This window comes from Polaromonas sp., from assembly GCF_041689105.1.
Lineage (GTDB): Bacteria > Pseudomonadota > Gammaproteobacteria > Burkholderiales > Burkholderiaceae_C > Polaromonas.
The window spans coordinates 1-20,578 of the sequence record NZ_JBDNGU010000033.1; the positions used below are offsets into that span (position 1 = coordinate 1).

The 20,578-nt window shown below is 64.0% G+C and carries 22 protein-coding genes and 1 pseudogene; 4 read left to right on the forward strand and 19 right to left on the reverse strand.

Annotated elements, in window-relative coordinates:
* Nucleotides 1-137: 137 nt before the first annotated feature.
* The 11 genes and pseudogenes from ACESMT_RS02905 to ACESMT_RS02955 form a co-directional block, all read right to left on the reverse strand.
* Nucleotides 138-380 carry a hypothetical protein gene (locus ACESMT_RS02905; RefSeq protein WP_372825076.1) on the reverse strand — a complete coding sequence of 81 codons (243 nt, stop codon included), beginning with the start codon at nucleotides 378-380 and terminating at the stop codon, nucleotides 138-140.
* A gap of 135 nt (nucleotides 381-515) precedes the next feature.
* A pseudogene (locus tag ACESMT_RS02910) lies at nucleotides 516-641 on the reverse strand (chromosome partitioning protein ParB); the annotation flags it as partial.
* The gene (locus ACESMT_RS02915) at nucleotides 626-1,375 is read right to left on the reverse strand and encodes an alpha/beta hydrolase (RefSeq protein ID WP_372825077.1); all 750 of its coding nucleotides are present in this window, start codon (nucleotides 1,373-1,375) and stop codon (nucleotides 626-628) included. The pseudogene ACESMT_RS02910 and the gene ACESMT_RS02915, both read right to left, overlap by 16 nt.
* Before the next feature lie 127 nt (nucleotides 1,376-1,502).
* The gene (locus ACESMT_RS02920) at nucleotides 1,503-2,441 is read right to left on the reverse strand and encodes a ParB/RepB/Spo0J family partition protein (RefSeq protein WP_372825078.1); all 939 of its coding nucleotides are present in this window, start codon (nucleotides 2,439-2,441) and stop codon (nucleotides 1,503-1,505) included.
* 23 nt (nucleotides 2,442-2,464) lie between these two features.
* Entirely contained in the window at nucleotides 2,465-3,016 is a 552-nt protein-coding gene (locus ACESMT_RS02925; RefSeq protein WP_372825079.1) for an RBBP9/YdeN family alpha/beta hydrolase, read from the reverse strand.
* A gap of 88 nt (nucleotides 3,017-3,104) precedes the next feature.
* Nucleotides 3,105-3,875, reverse strand: coding sequence for a ParA family protein (locus tag ACESMT_RS02930; protein WP_372825080.1), 771 nt, complete (start codon nucleotides 3,873-3,875; stop codon nucleotides 3,105-3,107).
* Nucleotides 3,876-3,903: 28 nt separating this feature from the next.
* Nucleotides 3,904-4,530 carry a LysE family transporter gene (locus ACESMT_RS02935; RefSeq protein WP_372825081.1) on the reverse strand — a complete coding sequence of 209 codons (627 nt, stop codon included), beginning with the start codon at nucleotides 4,528-4,530 and terminating at the stop codon, nucleotides 3,904-3,906.
* A 171-nt stretch (nucleotides 4,531-4,701) separates the two neighbouring features.
* A complete protein-coding gene (rsmG, locus tag ACESMT_RS02940; protein WP_372825082.1) occupies nucleotides 4,702-5,358 on the reverse strand; it encodes a 16S rRNA (guanine(527)-N(7))-methyltransferase RsmG in 657 nt (218 codons plus the stop codon).
* Nucleotides 5,358-7,355, reverse strand: a complete 1,998-nt coding sequence (gene mnmG, locus ACESMT_RS02945; protein WP_372825083.1) for a tRNA uridine-5-carboxymethylaminomethyl(34) synthesis enzyme MnmG — start codon at nucleotides 7,353-7,355, stop codon at nucleotides 5,358-5,360. The genes rsmG and mnmG overlap by 1 nt, the downstream gene beginning before the upstream one ends.
* 87 nt (nucleotides 7,356-7,442) lie before the next feature.
* Nucleotides 7,443-7,862 (reverse strand): type II toxin-antitoxin system VapC family toxin, encoded by a 420-nt coding sequence (locus ACESMT_RS02950; protein ID WP_372825084.1) that lies wholly within the window; start codon nucleotides 7,860-7,862, stop codon nucleotides 7,443-7,445.
* Nucleotides 7,862-8,107: a type II toxin-antitoxin system Phd/YefM family antitoxin gene (locus ACESMT_RS02955; protein WP_372825085.1), complete on the reverse strand. Its 246-nt coding sequence runs from the start codon at nucleotides 8,105-8,107 to the stop codon at nucleotides 7,862-7,864. Before ACESMT_RS02955 ends, ACESMT_RS02950 begins: the two co-directional genes overlap by 1 nt.
* 98 nt (nucleotides 8,108-8,205) lie before the next feature.
* Here ACESMT_RS02955 and ACESMT_RS02960 point away from each other — a divergent pair, with 98 nt between their 5' ends.
* Nucleotides 8,206-8,796 (forward strand): NADPH-dependent FMN reductase, encoded by a 591-nt coding sequence (locus ACESMT_RS02960; protein WP_372825086.1) that lies wholly within the window; start codon nucleotides 8,206-8,208, stop codon nucleotides 8,794-8,796.
* Between the two features lie 152 nt (nucleotides 8,797-8,948).
* On the opposite strand, the gene ACESMT_RS02965 is transcribed toward ACESMT_RS02960, so the two are convergent.
* The 5 genes from ACESMT_RS02965 to ACESMT_RS02985 form a co-directional block, all read right to left on the reverse strand.
* Complete coding sequence (locus ACESMT_RS02965; protein WP_372825087.1) at nucleotides 8,949-10,517, reverse strand: UdgX family uracil-DNA binding protein; 1,569 nt, start codon at nucleotides 10,515-10,517, stop codon at nucleotides 8,949-8,951.
* Nucleotides 10,508-11,929: a putative DNA modification/repair radical SAM protein gene (locus tag ACESMT_RS02970; protein WP_372825088.1), complete on the reverse strand. Its 1,422-nt coding sequence runs from the start codon at nucleotides 11,927-11,929 to the stop codon at nucleotides 10,508-10,510. Before ACESMT_RS02970 ends, ACESMT_RS02965 begins: the two co-directional genes overlap by 10 nt.
* A gap of 169 nt (nucleotides 11,930-12,098) precedes the next feature.
* A complete protein-coding gene (locus ACESMT_RS02975; protein WP_372825089.1) occupies nucleotides 12,099-13,100 on the reverse strand; it encodes a lysylphosphatidylglycerol synthase domain-containing protein in 1,002 nt (333 codons plus the stop codon).
* Nucleotides 13,097-14,353 carry a cardiolipin synthase ClsB gene (clsB, locus tag ACESMT_RS02980; protein WP_372825090.1) on the reverse strand — a complete coding sequence of 419 codons (1,257 nt, stop codon included), beginning with the start codon at nucleotides 14,351-14,353 and terminating at the stop codon, nucleotides 13,097-13,099. The genes ACESMT_RS02975 and clsB overlap by 4 nt, the downstream gene beginning before the upstream one ends.
* Before the next feature lie 26 nt (nucleotides 14,354-14,379).
* Nucleotides 14,380-15,198 carry an endonuclease/exonuclease/phosphatase family protein gene (locus ACESMT_RS02985; protein WP_372825091.1) on the reverse strand — a complete coding sequence of 273 codons (819 nt, stop codon included), beginning with the start codon at nucleotides 15,196-15,198 and terminating at the stop codon, nucleotides 14,380-14,382.
* A gap of 408 nt (nucleotides 15,199-15,606) precedes the next feature.
* On the opposite strand from ACESMT_RS02985, the gene ACESMT_RS02990 reads away from it, so the two are divergent.
* Complete coding sequence (locus ACESMT_RS02990; RefSeq protein WP_372825092.1) at nucleotides 15,607-16,080, forward strand: hypothetical protein; 474 nt, start codon at nucleotides 15,607-15,609, stop codon at nucleotides 16,078-16,080.
* 211 nt (nucleotides 16,081-16,291) lie between these two features.
* On the opposite strand, the gene ACESMT_RS02995 is transcribed toward ACESMT_RS02990, so the two are convergent.
* The 3 genes from ACESMT_RS02995 to ACESMT_RS03005 all read right to left on the reverse strand — a co-directional run bounded on the left by ACESMT_RS02995 (nucleotide 16,292) and on the right by ACESMT_RS03005 (nucleotide 17,616).
* Complete coding sequence (locus ACESMT_RS02995; protein ID WP_372825093.1) at nucleotides 16,292-16,849, reverse strand: Spy/CpxP family protein refolding chaperone; 558 nt, start codon at nucleotides 16,847-16,849, stop codon at nucleotides 16,292-16,294.
* Nucleotides 16,850-17,011: 162 nt separating this feature from the next.
* Entirely contained in the window at nucleotides 17,012-17,422 is a 411-nt protein-coding gene (gene cueR, locus ACESMT_RS03000; RefSeq protein WP_372825094.1) for a Cu(I)-responsive transcriptional regulator, read from the reverse strand.
* A complete protein-coding gene (locus ACESMT_RS03005; RefSeq protein ID WP_372825095.1) occupies nucleotides 17,422-17,616 on the reverse strand; it encodes a heavy-metal-associated domain-containing protein in 195 nt (64 codons plus the stop codon). The genes cueR and ACESMT_RS03005 overlap by 1 nt, the downstream gene beginning before the upstream one ends.
* 168 nt (nucleotides 17,617-17,784) lie before the next feature.
* Here ACESMT_RS03005 and ACESMT_RS03010 point away from each other — a divergent pair, with 168 nt between their 5' ends.
* The gene (locus ACESMT_RS03010; RefSeq protein WP_372825096.1) at nucleotides 17,785-20,091 is read left to right on the forward strand and encodes a heavy metal translocating P-type ATPase; all 2,307 of its coding nucleotides are present in this window, start codon (nucleotides 17,785-17,787) and stop codon (nucleotides 20,089-20,091) included.
* 44 nt (nucleotides 20,092-20,135) lie between these two features.
* On the forward strand, nucleotides 20,136-20,578 hold a 443-nt coding region (locus ACESMT_RS03015; protein WP_372825097.1), incomplete at its 3' end, for a hemerythrin domain-containing protein.

A 20,578-nucleotide genomic window follows, 5' to 3' on the forward strand; every position in this document is an offset into this window, starting at 1 on the left:
CGGCTGCAAATTGACCGCAGCGGTCCATTTTTCACCGTCTTTTTGTCCCATAGCTGGGCTATGGGCCTGCAAATCCGGCAAAAACTGTCCTCGCTGGGGCCGATTTTCGCTTTCGACGCCCCAAGTCCGACAGGCTCCTAGTCGGGCTCTTGGTCTTTCGTCTTCATCGCGCCGCGGATGTTCATGGCCGCCAGGGCAAACTGCAGGGCGATCAAGGCCGGCGCACCGGCGTGCCAGCCCCAAGCCACCCACAACACATTGCTCGCCAGAAAAACCCAGAAGCCCGCATTGCGCCTGCCGCGCGAGCGCGAAGCGACCAGCCAGGCGGCGGCCACGGTAAGGGCCATGGCCGGCCATTGAATCAGACTGAACAGGTCCATGGTCGATGTGCGGAGGTGCGTGCAAGTGGATACCCATGGTGGCCGATGCGAAGATAACCATGCCGGTCATCACGCCGCCATCGGGCGTAGGACGGCAACACTGGTTTGCTACCCTTTGAATAGCGGGTCACCGCACCCACCCTTCTTCGCCGCCAGTTCGCGCGTAAGTCCGAACTCCTTGACCAGGCGCCGCAGGCCCTGGGCTTGTTCGAGCAGGTTGAGGTTTTCTCGCGGGATGTTCTCGATCAACGCCATGGCGGTGGGTTCGTTACCTGGCGCCACCGCTGGCTGGCGAGCCGCTCGGCCACCACCCGCAGCACGGCCGGATTCCAGCCCATGCCGATGTGGCTGCCCTTGACCTCCACGTCGCTGACCTGCGCGTTGGTCTTGTCGTGGAGACAACTTTGCCAGGCCACAACACCGTCGGAGCGGCTGTAGATCGAGGTGGTCGGCAAGGGCGGTGGGGTGCGCAGGCGCAGGCTCAAGGCCGGGTCGCTCACCGGCGCGAAGCCGCTGAGCAGCTGGAACAGCCAGCCCGCATGAGTGTGGTCAGGCGAGCCGTTGAACGGGGTGCCGATGGTGATGACCTGGCGCAGCCGGGGCGCCATCAACTTGCCCAGCTCGCGCGCATAAATCCCGCCCAGGCTCCAGCCAATCAGCGTTGCGCGCTGCGAATGGCCGGTGAGCAGACCCGACACATGGTCCGCCAGCTCCGCCAGCCAGGCATCAATGTCGCCCTGCGGCCCGGTATTGAACCCACGGCCCCAGTCCATCGCGCTGTAGCCCAGCGCCTCGCAATAGTCGCGCAGCGGCGCCACGGCCTTACCATCGGTCGCCAGGCCGGGGAAAATGATGACCGGATGCCCGTCGCCGGGCGCCACGGGCGCCTTGCGGGCGACTTTGTGCTGCACAAATTCATAGGCGGCGCGCCAGGGCTCGGTTCCAAGCAGGGCCAGCGAGGGACGGGAGATCGGGTGGGTGGCGATGGGGTTCATGGGTCGGTTTGAAATTTTCAATGCCACCATGATGCCGTCGGACCGGACCTCGCACCCACCTGTGCAGCCCCCATTGGGCGTAGGACGGAGCCGCACTTGCCCCGTCGAAACCAGAAGACGCCGCAGCCTATTTTCCGCCGCGCAGCCGCTCGATCAGGCCATTGAGCTCGTCCATCGAACCAAAGGCGATGGCCAGCTCGCCCACATCCTCGCGGCGGCCGTTGCGCTTGACCTGCTTTTTGATGCGCACTTCAACCTCAGCCATCAGCAGGTCGGCCAGCTCTTCTTCGACGCGGCGCGTGTCGCGCGACTTTTCCTTGGTGGCTTTTTGCGGCTTGAGCGAAAACTCGGCGCCGAGTTTTTTGACCAGGCTTTCGGCCTCGCGCACCGACAGTTTTTTCGCCGCGATCTGGTTGCCGGCGGTGATCTGCGTGGCCCGGTCCAGCGAGAGCAGCGCACGCGCGTGGCCCATGTCGATGTCGCCAGCCATCAGCATGGTCTGCACCGGCTCGGCCAGGTTCAGCAGCCGCAGCAGGTTGGAGGCGGCGCTGCGTGATCGGCCCACGGCCTGCGCGGCCAGCTCGTGAGTGAGCCCAAACTCTTTCACCAGACGCTGCAGGCCTTGAGCTTCTTCCAGCGGATTGAGGTCTTCTCGCTGAATGTTTTCAATCAGCGACATGGCCGCAGCCGACTCGTCGGGCACGTCGCGCACCAGCACCGGCACGCTGTCCAGGCCGGCGATCTTCGCCGCGCGGAAACGCCGTTCACCGGCGATGATTTCGTACTTGCCGTCGTTGGCGCCGCTGTTCAGACGTCGCACCAGAATGGGCTGCATGATGCCCTGCGCCTTGATGGACTCGGCCAGCTCGTACAGCGCCCCTTCGTCCATGCGCGTGCGCGGCTGGTACTGGCCGGCCACCAGGTCAGTCAGCAGCAGCGAGGCCGGCTGGCCCGGGCTGGTGGCGCTGCTCGCGCCGTTTTCCAGCGCGTGGGCGGACTCGCCGACGGTGGGTCCCAGCAGCGCCTGCAGGCCGCGGCCCAGGCCTTTGGGTTTTTTGGTGACCATGGTGGTTTCGTCTTTCTGTTGATTCAGGGGGGTGCGGCGCTGCTCATCAGCAACTGCAGTTTTTCATGCGTCTCGGGCCAGTCGCCCAGGCCGCTGTCGGCGTTCAGATGTCCGAGCGGCCCCGCGTCGACAAACTCCGAACCCCAGGCAGCGGCGAAAGCGCACGCGCGGTCGGGCCGGCAATACGGGTCGCGGCTGCTGGCCATCACCACCGTGGGAAACGGCAGGGTGTGCATGGGCACTGGCGCCCAGCTCGTGAGCATCTGCCGCACTTCCTCGCGGTCCACGTCCGGGGGCGCCACCAGCAGCGCGGCCTTGACGCGATGGGTGTTGCGCGAGTGCGCGGCCCAGGCAGCGGTCAGGATGCAGCCGAGGCTGTGGGCGACCAGCACGACGTCTTCGTCGCTGCCCAGCACCACATCCTCCAGGCGGGCGATCCAGTCGCCGCGCAGCGGCTGCATCCAGTCGTGCTGCTCAACGCGCTGGTAGCCATGCGCAACTTCCCACAAGCTCTGCCAGTGACCGGGGCCACTGTTTTGCCAGCCCGGCAGGATCAGGACATTCGACGGCTTCATGGTGCCGGCCGCCTGTTTGCTATTATTTCAGGAGCTGACTGCGTTTGCTGTATAAGGGCCAGAGGCCGATTTGACTTGAAAACCATGCTCACATGGCCTTGATGCGCTGGACCATCTCTTCGGCAAAGGCCACAAAGGCCACCGCACCTTTGGAGGCCGGGTCGAACACCACGCCCGGCAGGCCGTAACTCGGCGCTTCGGCCAGGCGCACGTTGCGCGGAATCACGGTGTTGAACACCTTGTCGCCGAAATGCTCCTTGAGCTGGTCGCTGACCTGCTGCTGCAGGGTGATGCGCGGGTCGAACATCACGCGCAGCAGGCCGATGATGGCCAGCTCCTTGTTGAGGTTGGCGTGCACCTGCTTGATGGTGTTGACCAGGTCGGTCAGCCCTTCGAGCGCAAAGTATTCACACTGCATGGGCACAATCACGCCGTGCGCGCAGCACAGGCCATTGAGCGTCAACATGCTCAGCGACGGCGGGCAGTCGATCAGCACGAAGTCATAGTTGTCGGCAACAGCCGCCAGCGCCAGCTTCAGACGCTTTTCACGCCGTTCGACCTCGACAAGTTCGACCTCGGCGCCGGCCAGTTCGCGATTGGCACCGAGCACGTCGTAACCGCACTTCTCGCTGTGCACCCGGGCCTCGGCAATCGAGGCGGACTCGAGCAACACGTCGTAGACCGTCAACTCCAGCTTGCGTTTGTCTACGCCCGAACCCATGGTGGCGTTGCCCTGCGGGTCCAGGTCGATCATCAGCACGCGCTGGCCGACCTTGGCCAGACCGGCAGCGAGGTTCACTGTCGTCGTGGTTTTACCCACCCCGCCCTTTTGATTCGCGACACAAAATATCTTGGCCATCTGTTGTTCTTCTGGTTCGATTCGGGGATTACTTGGAGACAGCCAGCTTCAAGCCAAAGCCGATCAGAAAGACGCCTGCTGCCTTGTTCAGCAAGCTGGTGATTTTGGGATTGGCGCGTATGCGTTCGGCCAGAAAATGCGTGATCAGCACCGAGGTCAGGCCATACAGAAAAGTCAGGCCGGCAATGGTCGCGGCCATCACTGCGAACGTCGTCATGCCCTGATGCAATGCCGGGTCCACGAACAGCGGAAAAAACGCCATATAAAAGACAATCGCCTTGGGGTTGAGCAGGGTGATCAGCAGCGCCTGGCGGAAGTAGTGGCGTGGCTTGATCTGCAGGATAGGCGCGTCGCCGGGTTTGGCCATCAGCAGCTTGATGCCCAGCCAGGCCAGGTAGACCGCGCCCGCCCACTGCACGATGTGGAAGGCCGTCGGGTAAGCCGCCATCACGGCCGACACACCGGCCACCGCGGCCCAGAGCAGCACCTGGTCCCCAGCGATCACGCCGAAGGTGGCGCCCAGGCCGCCGGGGATGCCGCCCTTGCTGGTGGAGGTGATCAGTGCCAAGTTGCCAGGCCCGGGAATCAGCAAAAAAACAATGATTGCGATGACAAAAGCGCCGTAGTCAGCGACGCCAGCAAATGAGCCCAGCATGAAAATCCCCGGAGTGAGGCCGTGAGTTTACGTCAGCGATGCCACCTGCCCCCACGCTTTTCGCTTCGCGCAAGGCGCTGCCCCCCGAGAGGGCGCATTTTCCTGGGGGCGGCCCTGCGGAAAAACCTGCCCGCTCGCCACACCCCGCTGAAAAAACGCTGCGGTTGTCCCTCAACCCGTGGTTTTTTGGCGCATCCAGACGATGCAACGCTCGGCGTTCAAGCCTGGAACGGCCAGTTGTTCCACGTGAAACACCTCTGCCGACGGCGGCAGCGCGGCGATTTCATCCGCCGGATGTTTGCCTTTCATGGCCATCCAGACACCGGCCGGTGCCAGCGCCCCGGCCGACCATTGGGTGAAATCATGGAGCGACGCAAAGGCCCGCGCGCAGATCACGTCAAAAGGCTGGGTGATGGTTTCGACCCGCGCGTGTTGACCAGTCAGGTTGGGCAACTTCAGCGCCAGCGCGGCCTGTTTGATGAAGGCGGCTTTTTTGGCCACGGTGTCCACACAGGTCACCGCCACGTCCGGGCAACAAATGGCAATCACCACGCCCGGCAACCCCGCACCCGAGCCGACATCCAGCAGGCTGGCCCGGCCCTGCCCCGCCTGCGCGAGATGCCGCCGCAAAGGAGCCAGCGCCGCCAGGCTGTCCAGCAGGTGGTGCGTCAGCATCTCCGCCGGGTCGCGCACCGCCGTCAGGTTGTAGACCCGCGTCCATTTGCCGATCAGGTCCAGGTAGTCCAGCAGCCGGGCCACCTGCACATCACTCACACTGAGCTGCAGCGCGCTCAATCCGGCGCGCAAGTCCTGCTCCCGGGCGCGCATCAGGCGTCGACCGGCTCGGTCGCCTTGAGCGAGACGGTGTTCTTCCAGAGGTTTTTCTTCAGGTGGACCAGCAGCAGGGACACGGTCGCCGGCGTGATGCCGGATATCCGCGAGGCCAGCCCCAATGTTTCAGGTCGGTGTTTGGCCAGCGTTTGGCGCGCCTCAAAGCTCAGCGCAGTCACTTGCAGGTAGTCCAGGTCCGCCGGCAGCTTGAGGTTCTCGTAGTGCGAGGCGCGCTCAACCTCGATCTTCTGCAGGTCGATGTAGCCGGCGTATTTGACGGCAATTTCGATCTGCTCAATCACGCTGCGCGCCATGTCAGCCACCGCTGATGTTTCACGTGGAACACCGGCTGCATCCACCGGGGCCAGCTCTGGGTTCACGTATTTTCCGCCCTCCAGCGACATCAGGGCGGCGTAGTCCACGTCGGGTCGGCGCAGCAGGTCCAGCAGGTTGTATTCATGCTCGATGGCTTTGCCCAGCACACGTTCAGCCTCGGCCGCCGGCAGGCTGCGCGGATTCACCCAGATGGAACGCAGGCGCTCTGTTTCACGTGAAACAGCGTCGCGCTTGCGGTTGAAGCTGTCCCAGCGTGCGTCGTCCACCAGGCCCAGCTCGCGGCCCTTTTCGGTCAGGCGCATGTCGGCGTTGTCTTCACGCAGCATCAGGCGGAACTCGGCCCGGCTGGTGAACATGCGGTAAGGCTCGGTCACACCCTTGGTGATCAAGTCGTCCACCAGCACACCGAGGTAGGCTTCATCGCGCTTGGGCAACCAGGCTTCTTTCCCCTGGCACTGCAGAGCGGCATTGATGCCGGCAAACATGCCCTGGGCCGCCGCCTCTTCGTACCCCGTCGTGCCGTTGATCTGGCCGGCGAAAAACAGCCCGCCTATGGCCCGGGTTTCAAAACTGGTTTTCAGGGCGCGCGGGTCAAAGTAGTCGTACTCGATCGCGTAGCCGGGGCGCAGGATGTGGGCGTTTTCCATGCCGGCCATGGAGCGCACCAGCGCGTACTGAATGTCGAACGGCAAGCTGGTCGAGATGCCGTTGGGGTAAATCTCGTGTGTACTCAAGCCTTCGGGTTCCAGAAAAATCTGGTGGCTTTCCTTGCCGGCGAAGCGGTTGATCTTGTCTTCGACGCTCGGGCAGTAACGTGGCCCCACGCCGTCGATCTTGCCAGTGAACATCGGGCTGCGGTCAAAGCCGGAGCGGATGATCTCGTGCGTACGTTCGTTGGTGTGCGTGATCCAGCAAGGCATTTGCTTCGGGTGGGCGATCTGCCCGCCCATGAAGCTGAACACTGGCACCGCGCCGGGCGTTCCACCTGGCATGCCGTCACCCGGCTGCACCGTGCATTTAGTGAAGTCAATCGTGCGGCCGTCAATGCGCGGCGGCGTGCCGGTTTTCAGACGTCCCTGCGGCAGCTTGAGTTCTTTCAGGCGCGCGCTCAAGGACACCGCCGGCGGATCGCCCGCCCTGCCCGCCGCGTAGTTGTTCAGGCCGACATGGATCTTGCCGTCCAGGAAGGTGCCCGCCGTCAGCACCACCGTGCGTGAGCGAAACTTGATGCCCACCTGCGTCACCGCACCGACCACCCGGTCGCCCTCGACCATCAAATCGTCCACCGCCTGCTGGAACAGCCACAGGTTGGGCTGGTTTTCGATCATGCGGCGGATGGCCGCCTTGTACAACACGCGGTCGGCCTGCGCCCGCGTCGCGCGCACAGCCGGGCCCTTGGAGCTGTTGAGAATGCGGAACTGAATGCCACCCTCGTCCGTGGCCAGCGCCATCGCGCCGCCCATGGCGTCCACCTCTTTGACGAGGTGGCCCTTGCCGATGCCGCCAATCGACGGGTTGCAGCTCATCTGGCCCAGGGTCTCGATGTTGTGGGTCAACAGCAGGGTCTTGCAGCCCATGCGCGCCGAAGCCAGTGCAGCCTCGGTGCCGGCATGGCCGCCGCCCACCACGATCACGTCAAATTCTTGCGGGTAAAACATCAAGGCTCCGTAGGGCCGCCCCAAGGACGACTTGCGCCCCCTCGGGGGGCAGAGAAGCGGCAAAGCCGCAAACGTGGGGGCAACATTTCAGACTTCTATCAGTTCGGTTTTCAAACCCACGGCCTGGGCAACTGCCGCCTGCCGCTTGTCGGCCGTGACAAACAAATCAACACGGGCCGCCTGTGCAGTGCCAATGTGCAAGGCGTCCATACCGCGCAGCGCGGCAAGACGCATCGCAGCAATCGCATAACGTTCTGCCTGCACTGTCAAAGGCATCACCGTCAACTCATCAAAGTCCGCGTGAATGACTGCCAGCACACGGCTGTATTCATCTTCGGTAAAAGAACCCTCTCGCCATTGGCGCGTCAATGCAGAGGCCACTTCCGTCTTGCAATGCACAGCCGCAGTGACACCGCTGGCCAATACCTGCAATTCCAGGACCCGTTCAACGCCTGCCTCGCCGCTGTAGCGCTTGAACAGTGCCGAAGCATCAAACAAGACATTCATCACCAACCACCTTCGCGCTCGTCGATGATCATTTGCGCACCCGATTTGGCTGGTGGCTTCAGGTAACGCAGAGGCTCGACAGGCCGCTTCCAGCTGGGAACCTTGACAGCGGCTTCTGCCTTCAACGGCACCAGCTCCGCGACTGGCTTGCCGTGCCGCAAAATGCGCACGGTTTCGCCCTTTTCGACCAGATCAATCATGGCCGACGCATGAGCGCGGAACTCACTCAGAGGGACAGTGTGCATTTTGTACAATTCGCTATGTTTTGTACATTTTAGCGCGGTTCGCGCCTGAAAGGCCGCCCCCGCCGCTTCTCCCTGCAGCCTGTGGTGAAATCAAACGCATGCGCACACTGCCCAAACTCCTGATCTTTGCCGGTAGCACCCGGCTCGCCTCCTTCAACCGCAAACTGGCCGCAGCCGCAGCCGCCATGGCGCGCGCCAATGGCGCCGAAGTCACGCACATCGAGCTCGCCGATTTCGACATCCCGATGTACAACGCCGACCTCGAAGCCAAAGGCACACCCGCCGACGTGATGAAGCTCAAGCAGATCATGTTCGAGCACCCGGCCTGGATCATCTGTTCGCCCGAGTACAACGGCAGCTACACCGCCCTGCTCAAAAACACCATCGACTGGGTCTCCAGCCCGGTGAAAAGCGACCCGGCCTGGCAGGAGGGCTTCAAGTCCTTCAGCGGCAAGGTCGTGGGCATGCTCAGCGCCTCGCCCGGCGCGCTCGGCGGCCTGCGCTCGCAAAACCATCTGGTGCCGCTGCTGCTCAATGCACAGTGCTGGGTCGCACCCCGGGGTTTTGCACTGGGCCGCGCAGCCGAGGCTTTTGATGCGGACGGCCAGCTGCTCAGCGAAAGCCACCGGACCAACATCCAGGCCGTGATCGACCAGGTGCTTTGGGCCAGCAGCCGCCTGCAGGCTTGACACCCGTAGCGTCCGCTCTCAGAGCGAAATCAACCGCCAGCTCTTGTCAAACAAGCGTTGGTGGCTATTAAATTCATAGCAGTCATGAGGCCTGCGAGGCTTGGCCTGAACCTTGTCAAAAGGGTCGAGGCTCAAACCCCCGCTCGCCTGACTCACACCGTTGCGGGCACTGGCGGCTGCTTGTCCAGGCTGCCCGTCAAGGTGGCCAGGTCGGCGACCCATGCCGCATAGGCGGGTTCGCGTTCTTCGGCCGGCATGCGAAGCAGCGCCGACGGGTGCAGGGTGACCAGCACCTTGCGGCCGTCATCGCGCTCAAAAATCTTCCCGCGGTTGGCCATCACCGGCACGGCATGCCCCAGCAGTGACCGAGCCGCCGTGGCGCCCAGCGCCACCAACACGGCGGGCTGCACCATGGCAATTTCGTCCTCCAGCCAGTGCAGGCAGGCCGCAGCCTCGCGCTGGGTCGGTGTCTTGTGGATGCGGCGTTTGCCGCGCAACTCGTACTTGAAATGTTTGACCGCGTTGGAGACAAACACCTCGTCGCGCGCCAGGCCCAGCTCGGCCAACGCACGGTTCAGCAACTGGCCGGCCGGGCCGACAAAAGGCCGGCCCTGAAGGTCTTCCTGGTCACCGGGTTGCTCGCCGACAAACATCAGTTGCGCTTGCAGCGGACCTTCGCCGCCTACCGACTGCGTGGCGCAGGCACCAATCGGGCATTCGCGGCAATGGTTGGTCACCTCCCGCAGCTGGTCCATGGACCGCACCGACGTACCGTCATGCGGGGCCAGAACCACGGACACAGGGAGCACCTTGATGGACGGCATGCGCCTGGCCAGGCCGACCGGGACTTCGTCCACCATGCGCGCGCTGCGCTCCTGGGCGCCGGCAGTCAGCGGCGCAATCAGCGCGGCTTCCGGCAGGTTGTGCCAGTACTTGCGCGGCATTTCCTTCTGCATCATCTTGAGTTTGAGACGCGCCGGGTTGAAGATGTTTTCGTAATAAGTCAGCCACAGCCGCTCGCCAGCGTCGGGCGGCGGGGCGTCAATCTTGCTGGCGCCAGGGCCGAATTGAAGGTTCACGCCGTCCCACTGCGCACTGGTTTGCGGGGTCAGCAGCGCCCAGCGCATCTGTGTGAAACGCCGCGCAAAAAACGGCGCAATGGCCTCGACGATGTGGTGTTCGGGCTCGAACCAGGCGACATGCAACGGACCGCCTTCGGGATGGTTGCGAAAGGTTTCGTCCTGCACAGTGCGAAAACGCACGAAGGCTTTCATCTTGTGCATGTCACGACGCACCTGCTGGGCCAGTTGCCGGGCTTTCATCATGTCGGCGTCCAGCGGGTCATGCCGCAGGCCAGGCTCGTGCATCAGGCGCCACAGAATGCGGTACAGCAGGCCAAAGCGGTTCGGGTCGGTGTGCAGGATGGCGGTTTCGCAGAGGGCGACAAACTCTGGCGGTACGCTGACTGGCGGGGCGTTGTTGAAGGCGGCGTTGTGGATGGCGGTGGTCGCCTCGACGGCGCCTTCGATGCCAGAGGCAAACAGGTCATGTACCCGCGCGTCGCTGCTGTGCCAGCTGACCTGCTCAGGTTGCATCTGCTGCGCCAGCAACGCACGCGCCGCACGCCGGAAGCCTTCCAGGTCAGCCGGCCCCTGCAGCGTCACCGGCAGCAGTGCCTGCGGGAAAAGATCGTTCGTCAGCCGGTCATTCATCACGCCCATGCCAGAGTCCTTTCTTTGCGGAGCGCCTCCGCGCCTGTCAGCCATGGTGCAGCCGGCGTCTGCGCTCTGCTTGTAGGCAAAGGCCCCGAATCCACGGGTGTCTCCGGCGCGCTCACAGCGTCGTCAAACAGGTCAGCCTGCACCGCGCGCGGTGTGAGCCGGGCCTGCAGGTCCAAGGCGTCAAGGCTGGCGCCAGGCTGGTGATCGGCCAACAACACAAAAGGCAACACCTTCTTGAGCGGCACATGCAGGCGCAGCAAGTCATCCGCACGCAGGCGGCGCACGCGGCGCGCCTGCAGGATGCGCGCAACAGCCTTGACGCCAAGCCCGGGCACACGCAGCAGCCTCTCGCGCGGCGCGCGGTTGAGGTCCACCGGGAACTGGCCACGGTGCGCCAGCGCCCAGGCGAGTTTCGGGTCCATGTCCAGCGCCAGCATGCCACTGTCGCCCGTGGTGGCCGGCACGATCTCGTCATGCGCAAAGCCGTAAAAACGCATCAGCCAGTCGGCCTGGTACAGCCGGTGTTCGCGGATCAGCGGCGGCTGGCGCAGCGGCAGGCTCAGCGATGCGTCGGGGATGGGGCTGAAGGCCGAGTAATAGACGCGCCGCAGCCGGTAGGCGCCATACAGCGTGGCGCTGGCCTGCAAAATGGTGTGGTCGCTGCTGGCGTCGGCGCCAACGATCATCTGCGTGCTCTGGCCGGCTGGCGCAAAACGCGGCGCGCTGGCGCGGCTGGCCTTGAGCGACCGCGGCAGCGAGATCACGCTGGTCCGGGTGTCGTCGCGGGCCGCGCCGCGCGCCTCGTCAATGTGCAGCCGCAGGCGTGCCATGGAGCGCTTGATGGCAGCGCTGTCTTTTTCAGGCGCCAGCGCCTGCAGGCCCTGCACGGTGGGCAGCTCGACGTTGATGCTCAGCCGGTCGGCGTACAGGCCGGCACGCGCCAGCAGTTCGGCCGACGCATCGGGAATGGTCTTGAGGTGGATGTAGCCGCGAAAGTCATGCTCCTCGCGCAGCACCCGCGCGACCTCGACCACCCGCTCCATGGTGTAGTCGGGGCTCTGGATGATGCCCGACGAGAGGAACAGGCCCTCGATGCAGTTGCGCCGGTAAAAGTCCAGCGTGAGCTGCACCACCTCGTCCACCGAAAAGCGGGCGCGTGGCACATTGCTGCTGACGCGGTTCACGCAGTACAGGCAGTCGTAGGTGCAGAAATTGGTAAACAGGATTTTCAGCAACGAGATGCAGCGGCCGTCTGGCGCGTAGCTGTGACAAATGCCTGAGCCTTCGGTCGAGCCTATGCCCTGGCCATCCAGCGAGTTGCGGCGGGTCGTCCCGCTCGACGCGCAGGAAGCGTCGTATTTGGCCGCGTCTGCCAGGATCGCGAGTTTGCGCTGAGTGGAGGAATGCGACACTGTACCAATATACAGTATTTTGAGGATTTACTGTGTTTACTTACAGCTTTCCTCCTGCGCACTACGGGACGATAATTGCTATGGTATTCATAGCTGCTTGCGCCCCACCTGCAAGGGCCGGGGGCCGATTTGACCGTGATTCCGGGGCGTTGCGGTGGCGCCGGCCACCTCAATCGCGTGGCGCCTTGCACGCTGCGCTGGCCAGCCGTTTGGCCCGCGCTTCAATCCCCAGATACAGCACCGCAGCAATCGCCAGCGGCGCCAGGTAATAAACGACCCGGTAGGCCACCAGCGCAGCCAGCAATTCATGCGTGGGCATGTCATGCGACAGCAGCGCCACAAACACCGCTTCCAGGACGCCCAGGCCGGCCGGCACGTGGGCAATCACACCTGCCACGGCGGCCACCAGCAGCACGCCGACCACCGCCAGAAAGGCGATTTTTTGCTGCAGCAGCACAAACATCAGGCCGCTCATGAGCAGCCAATTGGCCGCGCCCATGATCACCTGCAGCAGCGCAAGCCGGGCCGACGGCAGCGCCACGTCATGACCGCGAAGCGACAGGCGGCGCTGCGGCAAAAAAGCGCACAGCAGCAGGTAGGCGGCGGCGGCGCCCAACATGACAAAACCGAGGACTTGCAGGCTGCCGCTGCCAATCTTCCAGCCGGGCGGCAGCTCGGGCGTGTAAAAGCCAAACACCAGGCCACCCAGCAGCAGGTAGCCGGTCCAGTTGGTCAGCATGCTGAGCGACATGATGCGGGTGATGGTGGCGGTGTCCAGCTTCAGGCGTGAGTAAAGCCGGTAACGAAAAGCGACGCCGCCCACCAGCGAGCCGAGGTTGAGGTTGAACACATAACTGATAAAGGTGACCAGCATCACCGTGGGTGTGCGCAGCTTGTGCCCGGTATAGAGGCGGCCCAGAAGGTCAAAGCAGCTGTACAGACCAAAACTCAGGGCGGCCAGCGCCACCGCGCCCAGCAGCACGCCCGGCGGGTAGGCGCGCACCGCCGCAAATACCTGCGGCCACTCGATGGCGCGGCCCTGCTCCACCAGAAGCCAGGCCACCAGGCTGAAAAACACCAGGGTGACGCCGCGTTTCAGCCAGGGCCACCAGGGTTTGCCGGTGATGCCGGCTTTTGGCGGCTGATCGCGCGCCGCCGACGCCGCGGTCATGAGGCCTGGCCTTCGTTGACGTGGTCCAGCCCGCCTTCCTCGAACAGCGTTTCAGCCGGCGCCAGCCGCGGCAGGTGGGCCGGCAACCAGCCGAACCACGCAGGGTAACGGCGCAGCAGGTGAAACACAAAAAAGCTTCGCAGGCTGACCCACATGCGCGACTCGGGCAAGTCGCCCGCATGAATCTCCTCGCAACTGGACTCAATCAGCTTTTCAAGGTTGTCGGCAAGCTGCTGGTTGAAAGCGCGGTCCTTGATGATCACGTTGGCTTCAAGATTGAGCGACAGGCTCAGCGGGTCCAGATTGCTGGAGCCCACCGTGGACCATTCGTCGTCGGTCAGCGCCACCTTGCCATGCAGGGGGCGCTCGCGGTACTCGTAAATCTTCACACCCGCGCCCAACAGGTGGTGGTAAAGCAGGCTGGCGGCAATCTTGACGATGGGCATGTCCGGCTCACCCTGCAGGATCAGCCGCACGTCGACGCCGCGTTTGGCTGCCTTGCGCAACTGGCGCAGCAGGCGGTAGCCAGGGAAGAAATAGGCGTTGGCAATGATGATGCGATGCCGCGCGCCGCGAATGGCGATGCGGTAGTGGCGCTCAATGTCGTTCTGGTGCTCGCGGTTGTCGCGGGTCACCAGCATGGCGTGCGCGCCACCCGCAGATCGCAGCGTGTCGCGGGTGCTGTCGGCCGGCTTGTCCCTGGCCTTGAGGAGCTGCTTGAGCCGGCTGGCGGGTTTTTGCTGACCGATCTGGAGTTGCGCTCGGACAAACTCCTCGATGTCGGCAACCAGCGGGCCTTCGATTTCCACCGCATAGTCCTGTTTGGCCTCAGGCCCGAAGTCGGCCAGGTGGTCGGCCGAGTAGTTGATGCCGCCGACAAAGGCACGCTGCCCGTCGACCACCACGATCTTGCGGTGCATGCGCCTGAAAAGGTTGGTTCGGTAGCCCCACAGGCGGGGGCTGGGGTCAAACACATGCACCCGCACGCCGGCGTGGGTCAGGGACGAAATAAACCCGGGCGAGAGGTCCGGTGAGCCATAGCCGTCAACGGTCACGTCAATCTGCACGCCGCGCGCCGCCGCCGCCAGCAGTGCGGCGTGCAGCTCCTTGCCGACCTTGTCTTCAAAAAGGATGAAGGTTTCGAGCAGCACTTCCTGCCGGGCGGCGGCGATACATTCGAACACGCGCGGGAAAAAACCCTCGCCGTTTTCCAGCAATGTGAGCTTGTTGCCTGGTACCCAGCGTCCGCGCATAGAGGCCTGTCCTTTCTGGCGGTTGTTCAGAGCTCAATCTCGGCGGCCAGCGGCGCGTGGTCCGACAGGTGCGACCAGGGCTTGAGCGGCAGCACCACCGGCGCATGGCCGATGGCGTTGCGCACATAGATGCGGTCCAGTTGCAGCAGCGGAAACCGTGCCGGGAAGGTACGCGCCGCCTTGCCGTTGGCCTGAACAAACACTTCATGCATGCCGGCCCCTTCTTCGAGCAGGTTGTGCGCGCGGCGGCGCCAGTCGTTGAAGTCGCCAGCAGCGATCACCGGGGCGCTCGCGGGAATCTCGTTGCGCACCATGTCGCACAGCATGTGCAGCTGCTTGACGCGATGCGCTTCGGCCAGGCCCAGGTGTACGCAGATGGCATGCACCGTGGTTTCGCGCCCGGGGATCTGCAACACGCAATGCAGCAGGCCGCGGCGCTCCGGGCCGCTGATGGACACATCGCGGTTTTCAAAACTCACGATCGGAAACTTCGACAGCACGGCATTGCCATGGTGCCCGTTGGTATAGACAGCGTTGCGGCCATAGGCAAACTGCGGCCAGATCGAATCCGCCAGAAATTCGTAGTGCGGCGCGGTGGGGTAGTTGGCGACCTTGCTTTCGTGGCGTGCGTGCGTGCCGGTGACCTCTTGCAAAAACACGACATCGGCGCCCACGGTGCGCACCGCTTCGCGCAGCTCATGCAGGATGAACTTGCGGTTGAAGAAGGTGAAGCCCTTGTGGATGTTGACGGTGAGCACCTTGAGCGAAAAACTCAGAGACGCAGCGGCAATGGCCTCCTGCGTCGCGGCTACGGCATCTGCGTCCGCCACAGGCAAGGTGGTCACTGGGGACGTCTGACTGACCTGAATAAGGGATTGGGGAGGAAGCATGAGGCGGCAGAGGGCGGTCAGTGTGGGAGAAGAAGAACGAAGAAGAACGAAGAAGGACGAAGAAGGGGGGAGCAGAAACCAAAGATCCGACCCGATTGTTGTACCGGCGCCATGAACCGACTGTAGGACAGCAAGCTCATTGTTCGTATTGATTTATATGCGTTTTTCGCTTTTGACAGTATGAAGATTTCGTAAAGGGCGGCGTCCTGCGCGACACGGGGGGCCCTGCCGATAAGCCCGGCACGGCGGCATGGCTAAATTTGAATCAACCAAATCCAGTTGGATCTGGCTTTTGCAATGTTCCTTTTCACCAGTGTTCTTTGCAAACTGGTTTTAAGTGTTTAGCGACTCAAGGAGTTAACCATGAACAAATTTTCCATCGAATCCATTTCTGCGGCTGCGGCCCTGACCGCCATGCTGGCTTTTTCTGCACACGCACAAGTCGGCCTGGGTGCCGATGTGGGTGTCCGCACCGGCGTCAACAGCAACATCGGCAGCGACGTTCGCGCCAACGCCAGTGCAAGTGTGAGCGGCTCAACATACACCAGCGGCATGGCGACACGCAATAACACCTCTGTAGACGCCAACACCGGCGCGAGCGCGAACGGCCAGGCGTCCGGCGGCGGCGTCCGGGGCGCGGTAGGCCGAACGGCCAACCGTGCCGAAAACGCCATGGTGCGCGGTGCCCACGCGACCAGCCGTGCAGCAGGTCGCTCCATGGATGCTGAGGGCTATGTAGCGCGCCGCGCTGATGCGCGCATCCAGAACGCATTGCCCGAAAGCGCCCGGGGGCAATGGCCACATGAATGCTCAGGGCTCCGGCGCTGCGGGCGGTGAAGTGACAGGTATGCCCAAGTAAACTGGCCATCCCGAAATAACACAGTAACCCAAGGCTGGGCCACGGGACATGTCTCGTGGCCCAGCCTCTATTTTTGAGCCCGCAAGCGCGCGTCCAGAAAAGGCAAGAAAAAGCGCCGCTTCCGCAAAGGAGAGCGACGCTGGCTGGCGCTAGGGGCACAGACGGAGCTGGCCCGGTTGCGGGGAGGTCTTAGCTCCGCTGGTGGCCGCCGTGGCCGTCTTGGCCGCCGCGACCCTTGCCGCCATGGTTCACGCGCTGCGCATCAAAGACTTTTTGCTGGTCGGCAGTCAACGCGGCATAAAAGGTCTTGGTCGCATCGCCGCGTTTGTCCATGACGGCATTCATCTCGGTCATGCGCTGGGCGCGCATAGACTGCATCTTGTCGATACGCTCGGGTGTGGTCAGCTTCTCGAACTCGGCCTTCATGGCGGCACGGTCGGGGCGGGCCCCGTGCGCGGGTGGCTGCATCGACGCGGCGAAGGCCGTCCACGCGCCTTCCTGAGCCGGCGTGAGTTTGAGTTTGGCCTTGAGATCGGCCTGCTGCTTGGCGATGCGCGCCTGCATCTGGGCCGGGTCGTGGCGGCCCATGTGCCCGCCGTCGTGGCCGGAAGGCTTGGCCGGTGCTGCGGCGGTGACCGGCGCGGCAGGCGCAAAGGTTTGCGCCGTGGCAGCCAAGGCAGCCGTTGCCATGATGCCAGCCAGCAGCAGCGTGTTGAGTGATTTCAGCGGTTTGAGCGTAGAGGTCATGTGAGCTTTCCTTCGTTGGGGTGTGCGCCTGGCGCCGGAAGTGGCGTCAGGTTGAAAGCAAGTTTGCGCGGCTTGTGTCAATGTCCTATGAGGCAAGCGTGAGGATTTTGTAAAGTTTTTTGCGTGGTGCGACGCCCTTGCCCGTCGAGCGTAGGCAGCCATTCAGGCGCTGCTTACAACGCCCGCCAGGTCGTCCAGGATGGGACAGTCAGGCCGGTCGTTGCCCTGGCAGCAGTGCACCAGATGCGCCAGGGTCTGCTGCATGGCCTGCATGGCGGCGATGCGCTGGGCCAGATCGTCGGCGTGTTTCTGCGCAATCCGCCGCACGTTTTCGCTGGCGCGGCGGCGGTTTTGCCACAGGCTGACCAGCTCGGCGATTTCGGCCATTGAAAACCCGAGGTCGCGGGCGCGCTTGATGAACCGCAGGGTGTGGACTTCCGCCGCGGTGTACTGGCGGTAGCCGCTGTCGCTGCGGTGAACGCGCGGCAGCAGGCCCAGCGACTCGTAATGCCGCACCATCTTGGCCGACACCCCGGACTGGCGCGCCGCCTCGCCAACGTTCATGGGCGCCATCATGTCGTGGCGTAGCCCTCTTCGGAGATAGCGGCCACAATGGCCTCGCGTGGCTGGTCGGATTGCACATCCACCTTGCCGGATGCGCGGTCTATGCGCACCTCGGCCTGCGGATCGACGGTTTTGACGGCCTGGGTCACGGCGCGCTCGCAGTGGCCGCAGGTCATGCCTTGTACGTTGAAGGTCTGGTTCATGGTGTGTCCTTGTGGTTGAGGGTAGAAAGAAGCTTTGGTGAGAAGCCTGATCCTGAACCCTGCCATCATGGTAAGGTCAAGCACGGTGACATCAAACCCTTGATCGCGGTAGGGTTGATCTGCATCAAGGCTTGACCTTGCCATGATGGCAACGTCGATCATCTGCCTATGACTACCTTGACCTCCCCCTCTACCCTGGACCTTGGCGTTGGCGGCATGACCTGTGCGTCGTGCGTGTCGCGTGTTGAAAAGGCCCTGAAAAAAGTACCCGGCGTGCAGGACGCCACTGTCAACCTGGCGACCGAATCTGCGCGTGTGGTGTTTGCCCCCTCCGCGCAGATGGACGCACAGTTGCGCCGCGCCGTGCGCAACGCCGGTTATGAGCCGCGTGCTGCCGAGGCAGCGCTGCCCGAAGACCTGTCGCCGTGGGCCGGCTTCCTGCCGGTCGCTGTTGGCCTGCTGCTGTCGGCGCCGCTGCTGTTCCCGATGCTCGGTGACCTGTTCGGCAAACACTGGATGCTGCCGGCCTGGCAACAATTTTTGCTGGCAACGCCAGTGCAGTTCATTCTGGGCGCGCGTTTTTACAAGGCGGGCTGGCATGCTGTCAAGGCCTTGACCGGCAACATGGACCTGCTGGTGGCCATAGGCACCAGCGCGGGCTGGGGCCTGTCGGTGTGGCTGTGGCTCAACGCCGAATCCGGCACCATGCCGCACCTGTACTTTGAGGCATCGGCCGTGGTGGTGACCCTGGTGTTGCTGGGCAAATGGCTGGAGACGCGCGCCAAGCGCCAGACCACAGCGGCGATACGTGCGCTGCATGCGCTGCGCCCGGAGATGGCGCATGTGCTGCAGCCTGACGGTGAAGAAGCCGACTTGCCGGTGGGCGAGGTGCTGCTGGGCGACCGCCTGGTGGTGCGGCCCGGCGAACGCATCCCGATGGATGGCCTGCTGAAGGAAGGCCAGACCCAGGTGGACGAATCGATGTTAACGGGCGAGCCCCTGCCGGTGGTCAAACAAGCGGGCGACAAACTCACAGGCGGCAGCATCAATGGTGACGGGCGCGTGGTGCTGCAGGTCAGCGCTGTCGGCAGCGAAAGTGTGCTGGCGCAGATCATCCGGCTGGTGGAAGACGCGCAGGCCGCCAAGGCGCCTATCCAGCGGCTGGTCGATCAGGTCTCGGCCGTGTTTGTACCGGTGGTGCTGGTGATTGCGCTGGCCACCTTGCTCGGCTGGTGGTGGGTGGGGGCCAGCATGGAGACGGCGCTGATCTACGCCGTGGCGGTGCTGGTGATTGCCTGCCCGTGTGCGCTGGGGCTGGCCACGCCGGCCGCCATCATGGCCGGCACCGGCGTCGCGGCGAAAAACGGCATTCTGATCAAGGACGCGCAGGCGCTGGAGCTGGCGCACAAAGTCGACACCGTGGCGTTCGACAAGACCGGCACGCTGACGGTGGGTCGGCCGCGACTGGTGGCATTTATCGTGCTCCCCAACGCAGACGAAGCTGCACAGCTGGCGGTCGCCGCCAGCCTGCAAAGCGGCAGCGAGCACCCGCTGGCCCGCGCCGTGGTGGCCGCCGCGCAGGAGCGCGGCATCACGGTGGGGCAACCCGACGGCCTGCGCGCCGTGCCGGGCCGTGGCAGCGAGGGGGAAGTCGGCGCGCGCAGCTACCTGATTGGCAGCCTGCGCTGGATGGACGAGCTGGGGGTGCCTCTAGGTGCGCTGGCGCCCGAGGCTGAGCGTTTACAGGCCGAAGGTGCCACCTTGTCTGTGCTGGTCGAGCGGGTCACACAGGGCCTCGCCGTCCGGGCCTTGATGGCGTTTGCCGACGAACCCAAGCCCGAAGCCAGGCAGGCGCTGGCTGCGCTGCGTGCGCGCGGCATCCGCATTGTGATGATTTCCGGCGACAACCGGGGCGCGGCGCTGGCCATGGGTGCCCGACTCGGACTGGGCGCCGACGAGGTGATGGCCGAGGTGTTGCCCGGCGACAAGGCGGCCAAGGTGGCTGAACTCAGGGGGGGGCGCGGGCATTTTTCCGCCGGGCCGCCCCAAGGAAAAATGCGCCCCTCTTCTTCGTGCGAGGGGCAGCGCACCGCCGAAGGCACGCGGAGCGACAAGCGTGGGGGCCATGTTGTCGTCATGGTCGGCGACGGCGTGAACGATGCACCTGCGCTGGCTGCTGCCGATGTTGGCATGGCCATGGGCACCGGCACCGACGTGGCCATGCACGCAGCCGGCATCACGCTGATGCGCGGCGACCTGGCGCTGGTGGCCGGCGCGCTGGACATCTCGCACCGCACGGTGATGAAGATCCGGCAGAACCTGTTCTGGGCCTTTGCCTACAACGTGGCCGGCATCCCGCTCGCGGCGCTGGGCTTTTTGAGCCCGGTGGTGGCTGGGGCAGCCATGGCGCTGTCCAGCGTCAGCGTGATCTCCAACGCGCTGCTGCTCAAGCGCTGGAAGCTGCGCCGGGATTGAGGTAAATCAAGGCGCGTGCCGGGCGCATGTGCCATTGTGCAGGTATGCCGCACGCCACCTTGCAGATCATCCGCGACGAACATGCCGCCCTGGCGGCGGTGTTGCGCTCGCTTTTGATGATGATGGAGCGCGGGCCGGGCGACGAACCCGAGCGGTTTTTTGATGTGCTGCGTGCCATGCTGTTTTACATCGACGAGTTTCCCGAGCGGCTGCACCACCCCAAGGAGTCGAACCTGTTGTTTCCCCGGCTGGCGCGCGCCGTGCCTGCGCTGATGCCGGTGATCGAGCGGCTGGAGTTTGATCACATGAGCGGCGAGGGCAAGGTGCGTGAGCTGCAGCATCTGCTGCTGGGCTGGGAGTTGATTGGTGAGTCCAGGCGCGAAGCCTTTTCAGACGCGGCGCGGATGTACGTGGCGTTTTACCTCACACACATGCAGACAGAAGAAACCCAGCTGCTGCCCGCCGCCGAAAAGGCGCTGAGTGCAGC

Bases quoted from the DNA above. Each gene is read 5' to 3' on its own strand.
- ACESMT_RS02990 (WP_372825092.1), top strand. From the start codon at position 15,607: ATGAACAAATTTTCCATCGAATCCATTTCTGCGGCTGCGGCCCTGACC.
- cueR (WP_372825094.1), bottom strand. From the start codon at position 17,422: ATGGCGCCCATGAACGTTGGCGAGGCGGCGCGCCAGTCCGGGGTGTCG.
- ACESMT_RS03005 (WP_372825095.1), bottom strand. From the start codon at position 17,616: ATGAACCAGACCTTCAACGTACAAGGCATGACCTGCGGCCACTGCGAG.
- ACESMT_RS02905 (WP_372825076.1), bottom strand. From the start codon at position 380: ATGGACCTGTTCAGTCTGATTCAATGGCCGGCCATGGCCCTTACCGTG.
- clsB (WP_372825090.1), bottom strand. From the start codon at position 14,353: ATGCGCGGACGCTGGGTACCAGGCAACAAGCTCACATTGCTGGAAAAC.
- ACESMT_RS02975 (WP_372825089.1), bottom strand. From the start codon at position 13,100: ATGACCGCGGCGTCGGCGGCGCGCGATCAGCCGCCAAAAGCCGGCATC.
- ACESMT_RS02995 (WP_372825093.1), bottom strand. From the start codon at position 16,849: ATGACCTCTACGCTCAAACCGCTGAAATCACTCAACACGCTGCTGCTG.
- ACESMT_RS02955 (WP_372825085.1), bottom strand. From the start codon at position 8,107: ATGCACACTGTCCCTCTGAGTGAGTTCCGCGCTCATGCGTCGGCCATG.
- rsmG (WP_372825082.1), bottom strand. From the start codon at position 5,358: ATGCGCGCCCGGGAGCAGGACTTGCGCGCCGGATTGAGCGCGCTGCAG.
- ACESMT_RS02920 (WP_372825078.1), bottom strand. From the start codon at position 2,441: ATGGTCACCAAAAAACCCAAAGGCCTGGGCCGCGGCCTGCAGGCGCTG.
- ACESMT_RS02950 (WP_372825084.1), bottom strand. From the start codon at position 7,862: ATGAATGTCTTGTTTGATGCTTCGGCACTGTTCAAGCGCTACAGCGGC.
- ACESMT_RS02930 (WP_372825080.1), bottom strand. From the start codon at position 3,875: ATGGCCAAGATATTTTGTGTCGCGAATCAAAAGGGCGGGGTGGGTAAA.
- ACESMT_RS02965 (WP_372825087.1), bottom strand. From the start codon at position 10,517: ATGGGCGTGATGAATGACCGGCTGACGAACGATCTTTTCCCGCAGGCA.
- ACESMT_RS02960 (WP_372825086.1), top strand. From the start codon at position 8,206: ATGCGCACACTGCCCAAACTCCTGATCTTTGCCGGTAGCACCCGGCTC.
- mnmG (WP_372825083.1), bottom strand. From the start codon at position 7,355: ATGTTTTACCCGCAAGAATTTGACGTGATCGTGGTGGGCGGCGGCCAT.
- ACESMT_RS02925 (WP_372825079.1), bottom strand. From the start codon at position 3,016: ATGAAGCCGTCGAATGTCCTGATCCTGCCGGGCTGGCAAAACAGTGGC.
- ACESMT_RS02935 (WP_372825081.1), bottom strand. From the start codon at position 4,530: ATGCTGGGCTCATTTGCTGGCGTCGCTGACTACGGCGCTTTTGTCATC.
- ACESMT_RS02915 (WP_372825077.1), bottom strand. From the start codon at position 1,375: ATGAACCCCATCGCCACCCACCCGATCTCCCGTCCCTCGCTGGCCCTG.
- ACESMT_RS03010 (WP_372825096.1), top strand. From the start codon at position 17,785: ATGACTACCTTGACCTCCCCCTCTACCCTGGACCTTGGCGTTGGCGGC.